Here is a 16715-nt window from a genome sequence, read left to right on the forward strand (position 1 = left end):
TGAATGTTTTTGAAGCCTTTAAGGGTTTTATTTATGGAGGTTATTTTATCCAAATGGTCGTCTAAAAAGAGGGTGGAGTTTCTTTGATGAACCACATAAATTCTATTGCCTTTTTTGGTTTTGAAATTTTGTATAATATCTTGGGTTTTTACCGATTTTTTTATTTCAAAATCCTTGATAGAGATGAATTCAAGATTATGATTATCCAAAAAAGCCGTTAGGTATTCGCCATCTTTTCGTACTGTTTTGTATTTTTTTGGAAGGCTAATTCGCTCATCCAAGTCGATATTATTTAGAAGAAAACCTCCTTCTTCATTGTAGGCATAGAGATATTCTTTATTATCTAAATCAACTAAATAAGTGTCTTTGAGATAGTCAAATTTTTCTGTTTTCCCTGTTTGGGTATTGATGATTAAAGCACCGTTATAATCGCTATTAAGCGAGATAAAATGAGACTCTTGCCCTAATGTATAGGATTTCCATTCGTATGTGGGAGGGATGATCTCGTTTCCTTGTTCATCTACAATTCCGTAGTGATTATTCCAGCCGAATTCGTAGTATTTTTGCTGGGCGGAGATTGAGAAAGTGAATAAAAACAGGATGAAAGTTGTGAGGTTCTTTATCATAAGAAGTGATTTTAGGGCTAATTTATAACATTCGTATTTATTCATAAAAGAGAAGAATTACAAATTCAAGTCTCGTTTTGGATTGAAAAGGTAGATGATGAAGAGGAAGAAAATAGAAACAGCCAGAAAATACTGATAGTAATGCTCGGTGTTTTGGGATTCTATGATGATGGACGAATTGCCTGCTCTGTTTTTTATATTACTGATGATTTCTGAGCTGGCAGTAGCCCTATTATTTCCATCTATATAGGAGGCATTGGTCTTCTTGGCGATATTTTTTAGGGCTTTTTCCTGTCTTTTACTGATGACGGTCTCGCCATAGAGGTCGCTTTTGTAGCCCATTAGCTGCCCGTAGAAGTATTCTGGGATTGGAGCACCTTCGGGAGTACCAATTCCTACAGTCGTAACCGAAATTCCCTCCTTCTGTGCAAGTGAGATGGCAGAATCTTCATTACCCTCGTTGTCCTCGCCATCGCTGAGGAGGATAATATGCCTTGAACCTTTGGGAATATCGTGGAATTTAGCTGCTGCGGTCTCGATTGCCTTTAGAAAATCGGTTCCCTGTACTTTTATTATAGAGGATTGGATGCCGTTAATATAGTTTTCGGTGGCACTGAGGTCGGAAGTAAGGGGCATAATGGAGGCAGCCTCACCTGCAAAGACAACTAAGCCTATTCTACTACCAGAGAGACTTGGAAGGGTACTACTGATGATGTCTTTTGCCATTTCTAACCTGCTTGGGGGGACATCTTCAGTATTCATAGAGTTGGAAACATCTAAAACGAAGATAATATTGCTCACTTTCTGTTTGCTTTCCACCTTTTCCTCACCTGCGACCAGGTCTATGATGGAGAAAATCAGAAAAAGCAGACTAAGAAGGTAGAAATAGGGTATAATCCTACTGAACCTATGCTCTCCACCAAATATATTTTTATGAAAAGAGCTTTCAGCAAAGATGTGTTTTCGGCTTTTTTTCCACCTGATGTAGCGGATAATGATGAGCCCCATTAGTGGAAAAAGGAGAAGGAGTAAAAGATAGGTGGAGTTTCCTAATATCATTCTGAATATGGCTTTAAATAAGGTGAAATAAATATTTTTGGTTTTTTATAATGCCAAATTTAATTAATCATTTTAAAAAGTACCCAACGGAGGAGTGCATCGGTGAACAGCAGTAAGAGAGCTATCCATAAGAAGTACTGAAAGTATTCTTCGTACTGATAGAGGGTTTGGATTTTAAGCTCAGACTTTTCAAGGGTGTTAATGGACTCATAGACCTTTGCGAGGCTCTCGTTGGATGTAGCGCGGAAGTATTTACCACCTGTATTTTGGGCAATTTCTCTGAGAACAGGTTCGTCTATAGTAACCTCGGTCTCACTAAAGATAAGTTCACCGAAGATATCTACAGAAGTGGGCATCAGGGCATAGCCATTGGTACCGATACCGATGGTATAGACTTTTATATTATTATTGCGAGCGAGCTCAGCAGCTGTCATTGGAGGAACACCGTTAAAAATAGTATTAACGCCATCGGTCATCAGAATGATAACTTTGCTTTTTGCCTTGCTATCTTTTAAATGAGAAACAGCAACTGCAAGCCCATCACCAATGGAGGTGCCTGGCTCGAGTTCAGTAGGGTTGAGGGCTGCGAGTTCTTCTTTTAGAACTTTATGATCAAAGGTTACAGGGACTTTTGTAAGTGCTTCTCCAGACAATAGGTGACCAGCCCAATACGGTCACTGGGCCTTTGGGAGACGAAATCAATAGCAATTTTTTTCAAGGCTTCTAATCTGTCGGGTTCTAAATCCTTCGCAAGCATAGAAAGAGAGACATCTACGGTGAGTATGATGTCTATGCCCTTAGTATCATCTCTATTTTGGGAGACAGTGAAAGTACGAGGTCTTGCCATTGCAAGAATAAGAGCGGAAAGAATAAGATATTTGCTGAACTTGAGCAGTGGAATAATGATTCTGATGCTTCGGCTGGGAGAGCTACCCGCCAAAGAGGGAATTTTCACTCCTGATGATCTCCTGCGCACTACATCCCGAATAATCAAAGGTATAAACAGGATGAAGAGGAATAAAAATACAGGTGAATGAAACTGAAAATTAGCTATCATTGTCTTTTATGAGTCTCTTTTATTTTTAATATTCTGATCTAAACCTCTTTCCTTAGGTTCTCAAACTCTATGTCACTTATTGATTTTTTTACGATATGCGTTAAGTCATTGAGGTCAATAAGCATTTGCTCTTGCTCGGGATAGGCTTTTGCAAACTTTGCAGCATCACCCCGAAAGAAGATTTGCTCTAACAACTGCTCTGTTTCGGTGGGGATGGCGTTAATTTTCTTCATCAGGAAGATAAGATCGTCGGTGAGGAGGATATTTGCGGGTATTCTGTATTGCTTTGTGAGGAAATCACGGGTGATTTCTATGAGCTCGACATAGAAGGAGCGGAAATCATTGTTTTGTATGTATTTTTTCTTGCGCAAAGTGTCTAATCTTTTGAGTGTGGTATTGGTAATTTGAGCAGGAGAGGAGTGTTTTGCTTTGCTGTATCTTATAAAATAGAGGATGGCGAGGGTGGCAGCGATAATGAGGATGCCGGCGAGGATAAAGTTCTTGTAGAGGAGCCAATAATCGGTGAGGGAGAGCTTTATTCCTTTATTTTTCATTATATCGTGGATTTGTTCGCCTTTTTGGGAGGAATTGAAGACCTCGATATCGTAGGAAATGGTTTTGAGGTTTTTTTCTCCCACCTTGATGTCGTAGGAGGGGATTTTGAAGTTGCCCTCCTCTAAGATGCTGAATTCTATAATCCTTTCGTAGATATCGGACGACTGGCTGATGCTGTCGCGAATGACCTCAAAGTGGAAAGGCAGGAGCTTATTCTTCTGTGGAATGGAGATATTTTGGGAGTTTAGCCCCTCGATTCTTAAAGTGTAAGTGGCGGGCTCGCCGAGGGAGAGCTTGCGCTTATCGAGCTGAGTGCTGAGGGTCTGAGAATGGATAGAGATGCCCGAAAAAATAAGGAGTATATGAAGGATTTTCATTCGTAATTACCTTTTGAAATAAGTTCTTAGGCTCTTTACATAGTCGTCGCCTGTGTTTAGATTGATGAGGGCTGCTGATGCGCTTTCAAAGTCGGTCTTGAGGTGGTGGAGTTTTTTCATCCTTGCCTCTCGGAAGTTGTATCGCCAGCGGGGGCTGGAGGTATTTGCCCAGATTTGCTCGCCCGTTTCGGAATCGGTGAGGAGGGCGATTCCGATGTCTGGGATTTGATTGTCTTTTTCATCGGAAATTCTTATCCCGAGTAGGGAATTTTTTTTGGCTGCGATTTTTAATGATTTGGTGGAGTATCTTGCTTCAAAATCGGACAAGATGAAGAGCAAAGCTCTCTTTTTAAAGGCATTCATTACATATTCTAGGGCATTGTCTATGCTGGTTTCGGCGGGGATATAGCTTGCCGAGAGAATGCTGGAAATTACGGCTAAGAGGTGCTTTTTGCTTTTCTTTGGAGGGATGACTTTATAGACTTTGTCGGCAAAGAGGATGAGGCCTACTTTGTCATTATTACCAACAGCGGAAAGCCCGATGCTTGCACATATTTCGGCTACGAACTCCTTTTTAAGGGAGATGTGGGTGCCGTAGTCCATAGACGCTGAAATGTCTACTAAGAAAATTATGGTGAGCTCTCGTTCTTCTTCCATCACCTTTACGAAGGGCTCTTGGAAGCGAGCGGTTTTATTCCAGTCGATTCTTCGGATTTCATCGCCGAACTGATAAGGGCGTACCTCAGAAAAGGTCATCCCCTGCCCTTTGAAGGCAGAGGAATGTAGACCTATGAGGGAAGTATTGGTCTTCCTTTTTGATCGGATTTCGATCTGTTTTACTTTTTTTATAATGTCTTTTATCATTATGAATAGTGATAATGTCTCAACTGATGCTCTTTTTGCCTTGCATTACTGAAGCAAGATACGCGTTTTAGGTAACCGATAACTCGGGTGGCGTGGTCTATATTGCTTGAGTGGCATTTGCTGCATTCGTAGAGGGTTCGCTTGTCGATATGGTTGCATTCATTGCAAATCGTGATACGAATATTGAAGCAGAAATAATTACAACCCGAGAGAGCAGTGGCGTTTAGAAGTTTGATAAAGCCATCTTTGCTCGGTGTTTCTTCTAAGTTCAGGTGGAGAGCAGAACCGCCATCTAAATATTGGATAATCTCTTTTCCGTGAAGGATGATTTTATCTAAGACATTGATTCTTTCGTCTTCCACAGGGTAGAAGTAAGAATTGTAGCAATCACGAGGAGAGAATAGGCCGTCTTTCTGATCCCAAGAAGCATTTTTTACCCCAAGGTTTTCGGCTGGGACAAATTCTGTGTTGAACATATAACCATAGAGCTGTTTTGCTTTCTTGTTCTCATCATAAATTATTTTAAGATGATGGCTTACGAAGTTTTTATAGTCATCGTTATTGCTTGCTTCTATACCGAGATATTCGGCAGCTTCTACCATTCCATTAATTCCTATGGTGAGGAACTGCTTATCTAGAGAGATAAAGCCTGCATCATAGACTGGAAGTAAGCCCGCTTCTTTGTATTCTTCTACTAATTTTCTGAAAGCAACTTGGTACTTATGTATTTTCTGAACTTCTTTTTGAAGGTCTTTTTTCTGCTGAATCAGTCGGTTTATATTTAATGTGATGACATTGATAGAGCCCGTAGCTACCCCACCTGCTCCCAAAGAATAGCTGAAGGTATTATCACTGATTTCATTGCGGAGTCGGCAGCAGGAAGCGAGGCTGTCGGCACTTTCGGACTGATAGACGAAGAATGAATTGCCTTCGCTGAGCTCTTCTGCACACATTTCGGCAAAAGTGCTATCCACAGGCTTGGTGCCATCGGTAAGCATAGCCGCGGTAACGACAGGGAAAGTAAGAACGGCTTTAGTTCGTTCTTTATTAAACCACTTCATAAAGAACCTTTGGAAGCGAGAGAAGCGCTCCCAGACAGGGCGAGACATATCAGGGAAGACGAACTCACCAAACATACTGTCAAAGTAAGGCTTATCATAAAGCGAAATATTCCAGAATACGGACTGATATCCACGCGCTGCAGCTGGTTGGTTGATGGCATAAACCACATGCTGTAGGTGATTTTCAACGGCTTTAGTATGGGTTTCTAAGTAATCTTCACCATAGTCTTTTGCAGCAAAATGATCAAAGTATAAGAGGAATTCTACCGTAGCCAAAGCCCCAGCGAACTGCGAACTAACGGCAAAAACCAAGTTTACGAACTCTCCGCAGAAGCTCTCCAAGTGCTTAGGAGCTTTACTTTCTCCACCGATTTTCAGGAGACCATCGAGTAGGAAAGGATACATACTGATAGAAACGCAATAAGGCTTGAGTGAGGTTTCGTCGTGAACATAGATTTCGTGATTTTCAATCTGACGAATGTACTCGCTTGCAGTTTCTTCATCAAAGAGGGTTGCAATCTTTCTGCGTACCAGTTCGCGGTTAATCTGGATATTGATATCCTTGTTGATTTCCGCTTCCATTGTCGCAATATTTTTGGAAGTTACATTGGCATTAGCATCTACGGATGAAGCAGATGCAGCATTTCCTGCTTTGATGTACTTGTCGATAAAATCAATCTTTTGATTGATCTGGTTAGGTGTTAAACGAATCATAGTGTTGAATTTTTATTGTTAAAATAGTAATTTAAAATCTCGTTGGTTTCTACATTAATAAATTTTTGATTGGTTTTCGGACTGTCTAATCCACCTAATTCTTCTATCCAAGGTCCTACTTTAAGCCATGTTAAATATTTTTTTATTTCATCTGATACATCATCCAAACCTGTATAAAGGCAGGTGTTTAATCCTCTATCTATCGCTATTTTTAGTTTCTCTATTAAATCTTCTTCCTCCCATTCTCCTCCCATAAAGAGGATACAGGAAATCATACTTTGATATTTGTCTATAAGGCTGATGAATAATTCATCGGTTAGCAGATTTCCGCTACCATTTTTCCACAGAAAAGGCGAGTGGCAACCTTTACAGCGCAGAGGACAGCCTGTGATACTGAAACAGAGCGTAATCTGACCGGGAACCTCTTGCAAAACAACCTGTATGTTATGGTATCGGAGCATTTTATTATTACTTTTTACACGATTAAGGTGCTTGTATCTTGTTTAAAATTTTGTCTATTATCTCTTCTGCGGTGATGTTTTCTGCCTCTGCTTCAAAGGAGAGCCCTATTCTGTGACGGAGAACATCTTTTGCTATACTTTTCACATCTTCTGGAATTACAAAAGCTCTATTTTTCAGGAATGCACAGGCGCGGGATGCAATTGCCAGATTAATGGATGCTCTTGGCGAAGCACCGAAATCGATAAAATCTTTCAGCTCTACCAGTCCGTATTTTTCTGGGTATCGGGTAGCAAAGACCATATCAAGGATGTATTTTTCTATTTTTTCATCAAGGTAAATTTGATTGATAAGCTCCTTTGCTTCCTGTATGTGTTCCAAAGATATTACCTGCTGTATTTGGGGCTGATGAGCGGTTGAGACCATTCGCATTACTTTTCTTTCATCTTCAAAATCGGGGTAGTCTATGGTGCATTTTAGCATAAAACGGTCGCTCTGTGCTTCTGGCAGCAGATAAGTACCCTCTTGATCTATTGGGTTTTGTGTAGCGAGCACGAGGAAAGGTTTAGGGAGAGGCATTGTTTCATCACCTATTGTTACCTGCTTTTCTTGCATTGCCTCTAAGAGGGCGGATTGCACTTTTGATGGAGCTCGGTTAATCTCATCTGCTAAGACAAAGTTTGCAAACACGGGGCCTCGCTTTATCAGGAAGTCGTTTTCCTTTACATTATAGACCATTGTGCCTATAACATCGGCTGGGAGCAAGTCGGGAGTGAACTGTATCCTTGAAAAAACGCCATTTACCGCTTCGGATAAAGTTTTTATTGCTAATGTTTTTGCCAAACCGGGTACGCCTTCGAGGAGGATGTGTCCATTTCCTAAAAGCCCTATCAGAAGCCTCTCCACCATATATTCCTGCCCTATAATGACCTTGTTGATTTCTTGCTTTAGTAGCGTGAAATGGTAGCTTTGAGCCTGAATCTTCTCTGTTAAAATTTTTATTTCCTCTGCTTGATGCATCTTTTGTTATAATTTTTTTAATTAAATGAAAAATATAATGTATTAATAAAAAATCCTTCAATAATTGAAGTTTGTAATGATAGTTTGCAATGGTTTAATTGCAGCATTTGAACCACAAAAGTATAAATAAATCGCCTCGTAAAACCCTTGTGTGTATAAAAGTTTTCCACAGGATTAGGAAACTACGATAGACAAATACAAAAAGAGCTATAATTCTTATTTTTCTTCTGTTTTTAATTAAACAATGTAGTGTAAAGTGTTTATTTTAAATGAAATATAATTAATCACTCTTGATGGCGTGGAAAAGGATTTTAATTTTTTATCATTGGAATCTTATATTTTTTGGAAGGCTTTTGTTTTTTTACTCTTCTTTGGATTTTATGCTGTGACTCTTCTCTTTTTTATGTAAAAATTTCCCTGTAATAGGAATTTTATTTCTATCTAAATCAATAAATTATTTTAAGATATCCGCAGGCAAATGATAATATAAGTTAAAATTTTAGCTATCATTATATTCTTCAGCTTTGTTTTTTGGTTTGAGCCAACTAAATGAACTACTTTTGGGCGTTTAAACAAATCTGTGATGAATTATCATTTTCTAGCCCATCGGCAGGTGAGGGAAAATTTGCAGGAAATCCTCCGCAAAACTTCTCTTGAAGAGCTTACAATGATACCTGATGGCTTTAATAACAACATATTTTGGAATATTGCTCATTGTGTAGCTACTCAGCAGCTTTTACATTATTACCTCAGTGGAAATGAATTCGTCATTGATACCGTTTGGATAGAAAACTATAAAAAAGGAACGCTTCCTAACTTGGATATATCGCAGGAAGATGTGCAGAATCTGGACTTTATTCTCATTGAAACTTCAAAGGTTTTGGTAAAGAACTATGATGAGGGGATATTCTCAGACTATAGACCTTACAGCACGAGTTTTGGTTTAGATTTAAAGAAAATTCAAGATGCCATTATTTTTAATAATATGCACGAGAGCCTGCATTATGGCTATGTGATGGCACAGAAAAGAGCAATTTTAGGAGAGAAATATTAATCAGGGCTTGATAGAATGAAAGACGATTTTATATTTGGGCTTCGCCCCGTGATAGAGGCGATAGAAGCAGGAAAAACCATAGACAAAATATTTATACAGAATGGATTACAGGGAGATATTGTAGCTGAGCTTAAGAAGCAACTTTCTAAGGCGGGTATTCGTCCGAATTATGTTCCAGTAGAAAAGCTCAACCGTATCACTCGAAAGAATCACCAAGGCGTAGTGGCTTTTACTACCGATATTGCTTTTTATAAGATAGAAGACCTCGTTCCTCAGCTATTTGAAGAGGGGAAGACACCTTTCCTCCTTGTTTTAGATAGGCTTACCGATGTGAGAAATTTTGGAGCGATATGCCGAACAGCGGAGTGCGTAGGTGTAGATGCTATTATTATCCCAGATAAGGGGGCGGCACCTATTAACTCAGATGCGATAAAGACCTCCGCAGGGGCAATTTATAATGTGAAAATCTGTAAAGAGAAGAACCTCGCTCATACGGTGGACTTCCTGCAGCAGTCGGGTATTTTGGTCTTTGCTTCCACTGAGAAAGCACAGAAGACGGTCTATGAAACCGACTTTCGAGAGCCTTGTGCAATCGTTATGGGGAATGAAGAGACGGGCATTTCCAAAGAAGTTCTGCACCATTCTGATGAGAAAATAAAGCTCCCAATAGAAGGCAAGACACAGTCCCTCAATGTATCTGTAGCTTGTGGAGCTGTACTCTATGAGGTTTTAAGACAGAGAATAATCAATTAAAAAAATAACAGAATAAATGATAAAACTGAGGCTAAGCCTCTTTAATTGAAATAAAAAGATGAAAAAAATAAGTATTGTAGCAATCGCTGTATTAACGATGGTTTCCTGTAATAAAGATAAAGATGCAAAAACAGAGAAAGCCACAGAAAATAAAACAGAAACTACAGCCACAGAGTCCGCAGAACAAGAAAGAGAAGAGGCAGCACCCGTAAAGGAAATCCTTGCGATAGATATAGATTCCGCAGGGGCATACAAGCAGTCTTTCCTTTTGGAGAAAGGGCATACTTACCCATTCACTACTTTGCAGAAAGATATAATGAAAATCACGGCTCCGAATGGGCAATCGGAAAGCATTACGAGCGAAAGCTCCGATGAAGTAGCCTTTACCGTAGATGATATTAAGGACAATGTCTATGAAATTACCATTAATTTTGTGAGCAAAAGGTCTTCACAGTCCAATAAAGGAAAATCCGTAATCGTAGATACCAAAGCCTCTGCACCGAAAGAAGAAGGGCTTAAGAATAAATGGACGGTAGATAAAGCCCTCACAGGAAATCAGCTCAAAATGAAGATGGAAACCTCTGGGAAAATCCTTTCAATCTCTGGCTTTGAGCCTATCTATACTAAAATATCCACAACTATTGGTACATTAACCAAAGATGCAGAGGTAAAGAAGCAGCTCCTTGAGCAAACGAAAGCAGGGTTTAATGAGAAAATCCTCAAAGACCAGTTCTCTAAGAATATTTTAGTTCTCCCCGAAACAGGAGCAAAAGTAGGAGCTAAATGGACGAAGTCTGAGAACATCTCCCCTGATGGAAAAGTGAAAATCACCACTGCTTATACTTTAAAAAGTGTAGAAAATGGAGTTGTAACCATCAGCATAAGTGGAGGAATACCAAAGCAAACCGATAAGCAATCTCAGAATGGGCTTACGCATTCTCTAAGCTCGGAGCTGCAGCAGTCGGGAACGATATCATTTGACCAGAAAACAGGCTGGATAAAGAACCAAACCATCAGTGTGAAATCTACTCAAACCGAGTCTATGACCGATGGTAAGCAAACCGAGTCTATGTCCTCAGTAACCAACTCTACCATCTCCGTTAATCCTTAGTTTAATAGGGATACGGCTCAACCAACAAAATAATTTGAAGATACAATGTGGCTTTTAAAACTCATCCTCTCCACGATTATTATATTCTTTGTGTGGAACATCCTCAAAAGGTTATTCTTTAATAGCTTTTATAATAAGTATCCGCACCAGAAGAAGTGGAATGAAGCTCCGCAAACCCAGAAAAAGAACAATCCAAAAAGTGAGAACCTTAACTGGGATGCCGAGACCGTAGATTACGAAGAGATAAAAGAGGAAAAGTGATTTCCTCTTTTTGTTATAGGACTTAATATTATCATTTAAAAAGAATTAATTATGCTTGGGAAGTACAAAAACCTCATATACATCATTGCCAGTCTTGTGGTATTTATCATCATTGCTTTTGTTTATGCTCATCCTGTGCTTACGGGCAAGGAGCTGTATCAGCCAGACATTGTGCAGTACAAAGGCGGAGCAAAAGAGCTCCTCGATTATAGAGCCAGCCAAGATGAAGAGACTTACTGGTCAGATGCTATGTTTGGCGGTATGCCTACCTACCAGATGGGGGCACAGTTCAGAGGAGATATTATTAAGAAGATAGATGGCTTGTTCAATATCTTCCCAAAGCCTGTTAATTACTTATTCCTCCTCTTTTCAGGCTTCTTTCTGCTCGGTATGGTATGCTTGAAGAACAACTGGAAATACGCTCTGCTGGGTGCTTTGTTCTTTGGGTTTTCTACCTATTTCTATATCATCATCGGGGCGGGGCATAATGGTAAGGTACATACCATTGCCTACTTCGCACCGCTTGTAGCGGGCATTCTCCTGATTTATATTCGGCAGAAATATGCGCTGGGCTTTATCATTACCTCCTTGTTTATGGGCTTGCAGATTGCTGCCAACCACCCGCAGATGACTTATTACCTCTTCCTGGCGCTCGCCTTCCTTTTCATCTCCGAGCTTATTAGAGTAGTGATGAAGAGAACCCACCTTAAGCACTTCCTTATCTCCACAGGATTGGTTGGTTTAGCTTGTGTTTTAGGGGTGGGGATGAATTCCCAAAGGATAATGGCAAATTCCGAATACATAAAGGAAACCGTAAGGGGGAAGCAGCTATTAAATAATGAAAAGCATACCGCCGAGAAATCGGGGATGGATAAAGAGAGCATCCTCGCGTGGTCCTATGGAAAGGCGGAGACTTTAAACCTCTTTATCCCAAGACTAATGGGAGGGGCGAGCAATGAACAAGGCGCAGAGGAGATTACCGAAGGGCTGAAAGGGCTATTAGAGCAAAATATTACCGATGAAGAGGACTATAACCGAACGATGAAGCAAATCTCCAAAGGTCTGGGGAGCATTACCTATTGGGGGGATCAGCCGATGACTTCTGGGCCTGCCTATCAAGGGGGGGTGGTTGTCTTTCTCGCGATACTCGGGTTCTTCTTCGCACCAAAGAAATACAGGTACTGGGTACTCGGAGCATCTGCACTGAGCATAATGCTGGCGTGGGGGGCAAACTTCCTCTTTCTCTCCGATTTCTTTATAGATTTCGTGCCGTTTTATAACAAGTTCAGGGCGCCATCATCCATCCTCGTGGTGGTAGAGCTCCTCTTCCCACTGATAGGGATAATCGGCCTGTATCAAATCCTCAATAGAAAGGATGAAACCTCAGCCGAAAGCCATTCATCAGCTATAAAAAAGCTACTCTACATCACGGCTTCTGTGGTGGGGGCTACCCTCATTCTCCTCCTCTTGGGGAAATCTATTCTCGGGTTCAGTACAGCGAATGAAAACGCCTATCTCCCACCCTATATAGTAGATTTCTTGGTAGATGCCCGATACAAAATGTTCAGGGAAGATGCCATAAAGGCGATAATCTTCGTACTCCTCACCGCTGGGGCGATTTACTTTGCATTAAAGAAGAAAATCAGTACGGATGTAGCCCTGCTCATCATCGGAGTGGTGAGTGTGTTTGACCTATGGACGGTCAATAGGCGATACCTCAACAGTGATAATTTCGTAGATAAAGTCTTTGCGCAGAACCCCTTCCAAACCGAAGTTACCGACCTGCTCATAGAGAAAGCAGGGGAAAACCCTAACCTCCAGTCTATGCTCCGTGCGGCGAATCTCAACAAGACTTTGGAGACGATTGCCGAGAAGGATAAGGGGCATTACAGGATTTTTAACCAAACGCTCGGTGCATTTAGCGAGACCAATACCTCTTACTTCAAGTCCTCCATTGGGGGCTACCACGCTGTAAAGCTCCGCCGCTATGATGACCTTATCAATGAATATTTCTACTCTGCGGATAGCCTTAGGCAGCAGCAAATCCCCGAAATCCTCAATATGCTCAATGTAAAATATATAGTCGGAGGTAGCCTTGCCGAGCCACAAGTGCAGATTAACCCGCTCTCCAACGGTAATGCGTGGTTTGTCTCCGATCTTAAGTTTGCAAAGACGCCTAATGAGGAGATTGACCTGATTGGGAAGACGATTACCAAGCGCCAGGCAATCATCTCCGAAGAAGATAAAAGCTACTTCAAAGGGAAGCCGCTGAAAGCCGATAGCACCGCAAGCATCGAGCTCATCAGCTATCAGCCGAATGCTATGGAGCTAAAAACCCAATCCCAAACCCCACAGCTGGCAGTCTTCTCCGAAGTGTATTACCCTCACGGCTGGACAATGCTCCTCGACGGGAAGGAAGTGCCCTACATAAAAGCGAACTACCTCCTCCGTGCGGTCTATGTACCCGCTGGCGAGCACAGCCTGAAAATGACCTTCGCACCCAAAGTAATAGAAACAGGGAAAACCCTCTCCCTAATCTCCTTTATCCTCTTTCTTGTGCTTTCTGCGGTGGCGATAGGCATAAGCCGCAGGCTTTAGGAAGTGAGTTTGTGGCAAATGCCCCACTGGCTACAGTGTGCCTACTCTGCTACAATTGCCTTTGCGGGTGGTTTTATATAAGCGTAGATAATGAAAATTCTTGTTTTTGATAATTATGATAGCTTTACCTATAATCTGGTTCAGATAATGGAGCAGATTACAGGAAATGGGGTTGATGTCTTTAAGAATGATGAAATCTCAATAGAAGATATCGGCAGGTATGATAAGATTGTTTTATCGCCTGGTCCTGGTGTTCCGAATGAGGCAGGAATTTTACTGGAGGTGATTAAAACTTACGCACCTATTAAGTCTATTTTGGGCGTTTGCCTTGGTCAGCAAGCCATTGCTGAGGCATTTGGAGGGAGTCTTATTCATCTTTCGGAGATTTATCACGGCGTAGCTACCCAGACTTATCAGATAGAGGAGGATTATATTTTTGATGGGCTTCCAAAGGTCTTGGAAGTGGGCAGGTATCATTCTTGGGCAGTAAATCCAGAGGGCTTTCCAGGAGAATTGGAAGTTACATCGGTAGATGATAAGGGAATTTTGATGTCTTTAAGGCATAAAGTTTATGATCTGCACGGGGTACAGTATCATCCTGAAAGCATTTTAACTCCGCGGGGAAGGGAAATCCTTTCAAATTTTTTGGTGAGATGAAAACTATAACTCCATTAGCCAAAGTCAATCCTTAAAAAGAAAAATTAACTTTTTTTTGTGTTAATATTCATCACTTATACAAGGGATTACAGGGTTATTTATACCACTGCTATTGGCAGTTTCTTTCATATTAGCATTAAATTTATTAGTTTTGCCTAACTTTTTAAATTTATAACAATGAAAAAAATACTTCTTTCCTGCTTATTGACACCTGCGGTGTTTTACAGTCAAGAGACAAAGACTGATAGCTTAAGTAAATCAAAATTTATAGATGAGGTCGTAATAACAGGTACGATGAAGTCTGTAAAAAGGTTGGATAGCCCTGTTCCCGTAGAGGTTTATCCAGCAGGATATCTCAGAAAGAACCCCACCCCCAGCTTGTTTGATGCCCTCCAGAATGTGAATGGCGTACATCCGAAACTCAACTGTGCGGTATGTAACACGGGGGATATCAGAATCAATGGTCTTGATGGTCCTAATACGATGGTACTTATCGATGGGATGCCTATCGTAAGCTCATTGGGGGCGGTGTATGGCTTTTCGGGGATACCGAGTGCGCTTATCGACAGGGTAGAAATCGTAAAAGGTCCTGCATCATCTCTTTACGGGAGTGAGGCTATGGGCGGGCTTATTAACATCATCACTAAAAGTCCTAAGAATGCGCCTACTGTATCTGCGGATTTCAGTACGACGACTTGGCTTGAGAATACTGCCGATCTTGGCGTTAAATTCAATATAGGCAAAAAGGTAGATGTACTTACGGGGATTAATTATTTCAATTTCCAGAACAGGGTAGATAAGAATAACGATAATTTTATGGATGTAACCCTCCAAGACCGAATCTCCGTATTCCAAAAGTGGAATATCCATAGGAAAGATAACCGCCTGTTTAGCATTGCGGGAAGGTATCTTTATGAAGACAGAGTGGGGGGAGAGATGAACTGGAAGAAAGAGCACCGCGGTGGGGATGAGGTCTATGCCGAAAGCATTTATACCAATAGAGCGGAGATTCTCGGTAACTACCAGCTCCCTTTGGAAGAGAAAATGTTCCTGATGTTCTCTTTTAGTAACCACGAGCAAAACAGTTTCTATGGCGACAGACCTTATATGGCTGATCAGAAGATCGGATTTGGGCAGCTCACTTGGGATAAGAAGCTTGGTGCTCACGATTTACTCTTTGGTGCTGCGCTTAGATATACTTATTATGATGCTACTGTGCAGGCTACGGATGTACATACGGGTGATCCCATTATCGTGAATGATCATCAGAAAATATGGCTTCCGGGCGTCTTCGTTCAGGATGAAATCAGCTTTAATGACAAGCATAAACTCCTACTTGGGCTGCGGTATGACCACAATAATGTGCACGGGAATATCCTCACCCCAAGGCTCGCCTACAAATGGAAGTTTGGGGAGACCAACCTCCTCCGTTTAAATGCTGGTACGGGCTATCGCGTGGCGAGTATCTTTACTGAAGAGCACGCCGCGATGACGGGCGGTAGAAGAGTAGTCTTCAAAAATGATATAAAACCAGAGAAATCTTACAGCGCAAACCTTAACTATAATAAAAAGATTTATTTTGATTCTGGTTCTATCCTTGGGCTCGATGCTACGGCATTTTATACCTTTATCAACAACAGTATCGTTCCTAAGTTTGATGCTTCAAACAACCTTCTCATCTATGATAATGAGAATACTACCTCCCTCAGCAAAGGGCTGTCCTTTAATGTAGATCTTGCGCTTGCTAATGGGCTTCGTATGAATCTTGGCGTTACTCAAATGGAGAATACCAAAACCGAAGACGATGTAACCACCCGAATAGAATTCTCGGAGAAGTTCTCTGGAACTTGGACGGTCTCTTACGAGATAAAGCCCATCCACCTCAATATCGCTTACACGGGTAATGTATACAGCCCGATGAAGCTCGCCCTTGCTGGTGATGATGACCCACGCCCGCAATACTCTCCTTGGTTTAGTCTTCAGAACATAATGTTTACTTACGAGGGCATTAAGAACTGGGAGATCTACGCAGGGGTAAAAAACTTGCTGGATTGGACGCCTGCTAAGAACCTTCCGTTCCTTATCTCCCGCGCAGAAGACCCGTTTGATAACCGAGGCGTACCTAACCCATATGGTTTAGAGTTTAGCCCTGACTATATCTATGCCCCCAATCAAGGTATCCGTGGTATGCTCGGGTTTAGGTTTAAGTTTTAGCAGAACTTATCAAGTAGGGATGAGGAGGTAATCTACATTCTCGTGTGGGAGTATCCCACATTCCCGTGTGAGAGACTCTCACATACTCGTGTGAGGGTCTCTCACACTCTCGTGTGGCGATACCTCACATTCCTTAGTCTTATTATTTTGTTTATTTTATTGGCTCGGTATTGATTGTATTGATTTTCACCGAGTCATTCGTTTTATATAAGTAGGTTAAAAGAAACTACGATGGGTCTAAAATCGCCCCTACCAAGTTAGGGAGAGTTTAGTTA

Annotated in this window: 14 protein-coding genes and 1 pseudogene (1 of these 15 cut by a window edge); 7 read left to right on the forward strand and 8 right to left on the reverse strand. The window is 41.2% G+C overall.

Annotated elements, in window-relative coordinates; translation table 11 throughout:
- The 8 genes and pseudogenes from DBX24_RS05630 to DBX24_RS05665 all read right to left on the reverse strand — a co-directional run.
- Positions 1–626, reverse strand: the 5' portion of a protein-coding gene (locus DBX24_RS05630) for a hypothetical protein (RefSeq protein WP_160224237.1). It extends 343 nt beyond the left edge of the window; the window shows 626 of its 969 coding nt (coding positions 1–626); its start codon is at positions 624–626; the stop codon falls past the left edge of the window.
- Between the two features lie 57 nt (positions 627–683).
- Entirely contained in the window at positions 684–1685 is a 1002-nt protein-coding gene (locus DBX24_RS05635; RefSeq protein ID WP_120489572.1) for a vWA domain-containing protein, read from the reverse strand.
- Between the two features lie 59 nt (positions 1686–1744).
- A pseudogene (locus tag DBX24_RS05640) lies at positions 1745–2742 on the reverse strand (vWA domain-containing protein).
- Positions 2743–2780: 38 nt separating this feature from the next.
- Positions 2781–3674, reverse strand: a complete 894-nt coding sequence (locus tag DBX24_RS05645) for a BatD family protein (RefSeq protein WP_120489570.1) — start codon at positions 3672–3674, stop codon at positions 2781–2783.
- A gap of 6 nt (positions 3675–3680) precedes the next feature.
- The gene (locus DBX24_RS05650) at positions 3681–4541 is read right to left on the reverse strand and encodes a DUF58 domain-containing protein (RefSeq protein WP_160224707.1); all 861 of its coding nucleotides are present in this window, start codon (positions 4539–4541) and stop codon (positions 3681–3683) included.
- Entirely contained in the window at positions 4538–6313 is a 1776-nt protein-coding gene (nrdD, locus tag DBX24_RS05655) for an anaerobic ribonucleoside-triphosphate reductase (RefSeq protein ID WP_120489568.1), read from the reverse strand. The genes DBX24_RS05650 and nrdD overlap by 4 nt, the downstream gene beginning before the upstream one ends.
- Positions 6310–6774 (reverse strand): anaerobic ribonucleoside-triphosphate reductase activating protein, encoded by a 465-nt coding sequence (nrdG, locus tag DBX24_RS05660; protein ID WP_120489567.1) that lies wholly within the window; start codon positions 6772–6774, stop codon positions 6310–6312. Before nrdG ends, nrdD begins: the two co-directional genes overlap by 4 nt.
- 22 nt (positions 6775–6796) lie before the next feature.
- Positions 6797–7792, reverse strand: coding sequence for an AAA family ATPase (locus DBX24_RS05665; RefSeq protein ID WP_160224238.1), 996 nt, complete (start codon positions 7790–7792; stop codon positions 6797–6799).
- A gap of 583 nt (positions 7793–8375) precedes the next feature.
- On the opposite strand from DBX24_RS05665, the gene DBX24_RS05670 reads away from it, so the two are divergent.
- The 7 genes from DBX24_RS05670 (at position 8376) to DBX24_RS05700 (ending at position 16440) form a co-directional block, all read left to right on the forward strand.
- Positions 8376–8846, forward strand: coding sequence for a DinB family protein (locus tag DBX24_RS05670; protein ID WP_120489565.1), 471 nt, complete (start codon positions 8376–8378; stop codon positions 8844–8846).
- Between the two features lie 15 nt (positions 8847–8861).
- A complete protein-coding gene (gene rlmB / locus DBX24_RS05675) occupies positions 8862–9599 on the forward strand; it encodes a 23S rRNA (guanosine(2251)-2'-O)-methyltransferase RlmB (protein WP_160224239.1) in 738 nt (245 codons plus the stop codon).
- 58 nt (positions 9600–9657) lie between these two features.
- Complete coding sequence (locus tag DBX24_RS05680) at positions 9658–10710, forward strand: DUF6263 family protein (protein WP_120489563.1); 1053 nt, start codon at positions 9658–9660, stop codon at positions 10708–10710.
- A gap of 45 nt (positions 10711–10755) precedes the next feature.
- Complete coding sequence (locus DBX24_RS05685; RefSeq protein ID WP_120489562.1) at positions 10756–10971, forward strand: hypothetical protein; 216 nt, start codon at positions 10756–10758, stop codon at positions 10969–10971.
- A gap of 51 nt (positions 10972–11022) precedes the next feature.
- On the forward strand, positions 11023–13569 hold the full coding sequence (locus DBX24_RS05690; protein ID WP_160224240.1) for a YfhO family protein: 2547 nt from the start codon (positions 11023–11025) through the stop codon (positions 13567–13569).
- 90 nt (positions 13570–13659) lie between these two features.
- A complete protein-coding gene (locus tag DBX24_RS05695; RefSeq protein ID WP_120489560.1) occupies positions 13660–14226 on the forward strand; it encodes an anthranilate synthase component II in 567 nt (188 codons plus the stop codon).
- Positions 14227–14403: 177 nt separating this feature from the next.
- Positions 14404–16440 carry a TonB-dependent receptor plug domain-containing protein gene (locus DBX24_RS05700; protein WP_160224241.1) on the forward strand — a complete coding sequence of 679 codons (2037 nt, stop codon included), beginning with the start codon at positions 14404–14406 and terminating at the stop codon, positions 16438–16440.
- Positions 16441–16715 lie beyond the last annotated feature (275 nt).

Source organism: Bergeyella cardium, assembly GCF_009914665.1.
Taxonomy (GTDB): Bacteria; Bacteroidota; Bacteroidia; order Flavobacteriales; family Weeksellaceae; genus Bergeyella_A; species Bergeyella_A cardium.

Excerpts from the sequence above, each read along its gene's own strand:
- DBX24_RS05635 (WP_120489572.1), bottom strand. The coding sequence starts at position 1,685 with ATGATATTAGGAAACTCCACCTATCTTTTACTCCTTCTCCTTTTTCCA.
- DBX24_RS05645 (WP_120489570.1), bottom strand. The coding sequence starts at position 3,674 with ATGAAAATCCTTCATATACTCCTTATTTTTTCGGGCATCTCTATCCAT.
- nrdD (WP_120489568.1), bottom strand. The coding sequence starts at position 6,313 with ATGATTCGTTTAACACCTAACCAGATCAATCAAAAGATTGATTTTATC.
- nrdG (WP_120489567.1), bottom strand. The coding sequence starts at position 6,774 with ATGCTCCGATACCATAACATACAGGTTGTTTTGCAAGAGGTTCCCGGT.
- DBX24_RS05665 (WP_160224238.1), bottom strand. The coding sequence starts at position 7,792 with ATGCATCAAGCAGAGGAAATAAAAATTTTAACAGAGAAGATTCAGGCT.
- DBX24_RS05670 (WP_120489565.1), top strand. The coding sequence starts at position 8,376 with ATGAATTATCATTTTCTAGCCCATCGGCAGGTGAGGGAAAATTTGCAG.
- rlmB (WP_160224239.1), top strand. The coding sequence starts at position 8,862 with ATGAAAGACGATTTTATATTTGGGCTTCGCCCCGTGATAGAGGCGATA.
- DBX24_RS05680 (WP_120489563.1), top strand. The coding sequence starts at position 9,658 with ATGAAAAAAATAAGTATTGTAGCAATCGCTGTATTAACGATGGTTTCC.
- DBX24_RS05685 (WP_120489562.1), top strand. The coding sequence starts at position 10,756 with ATGTGGCTTTTAAAACTCATCCTCTCCACGATTATTATATTCTTTGTG.
- DBX24_RS05690 (WP_160224240.1), top strand. The coding sequence starts at position 11,023 with ATGCTTGGGAAGTACAAAAACCTCATATACATCATTGCCAGTCTTGTG.
- DBX24_RS05695 (WP_120489560.1), top strand. The coding sequence starts at position 13,660 with ATGAAAATTCTTGTTTTTGATAATTATGATAGCTTTACCTATAATCTG.
- DBX24_RS05700 (WP_160224241.1), top strand. The coding sequence starts at position 14,404 with ATGAAAAAAATACTTCTTTCCTGCTTATTGACACCTGCGGTGTTTTAC.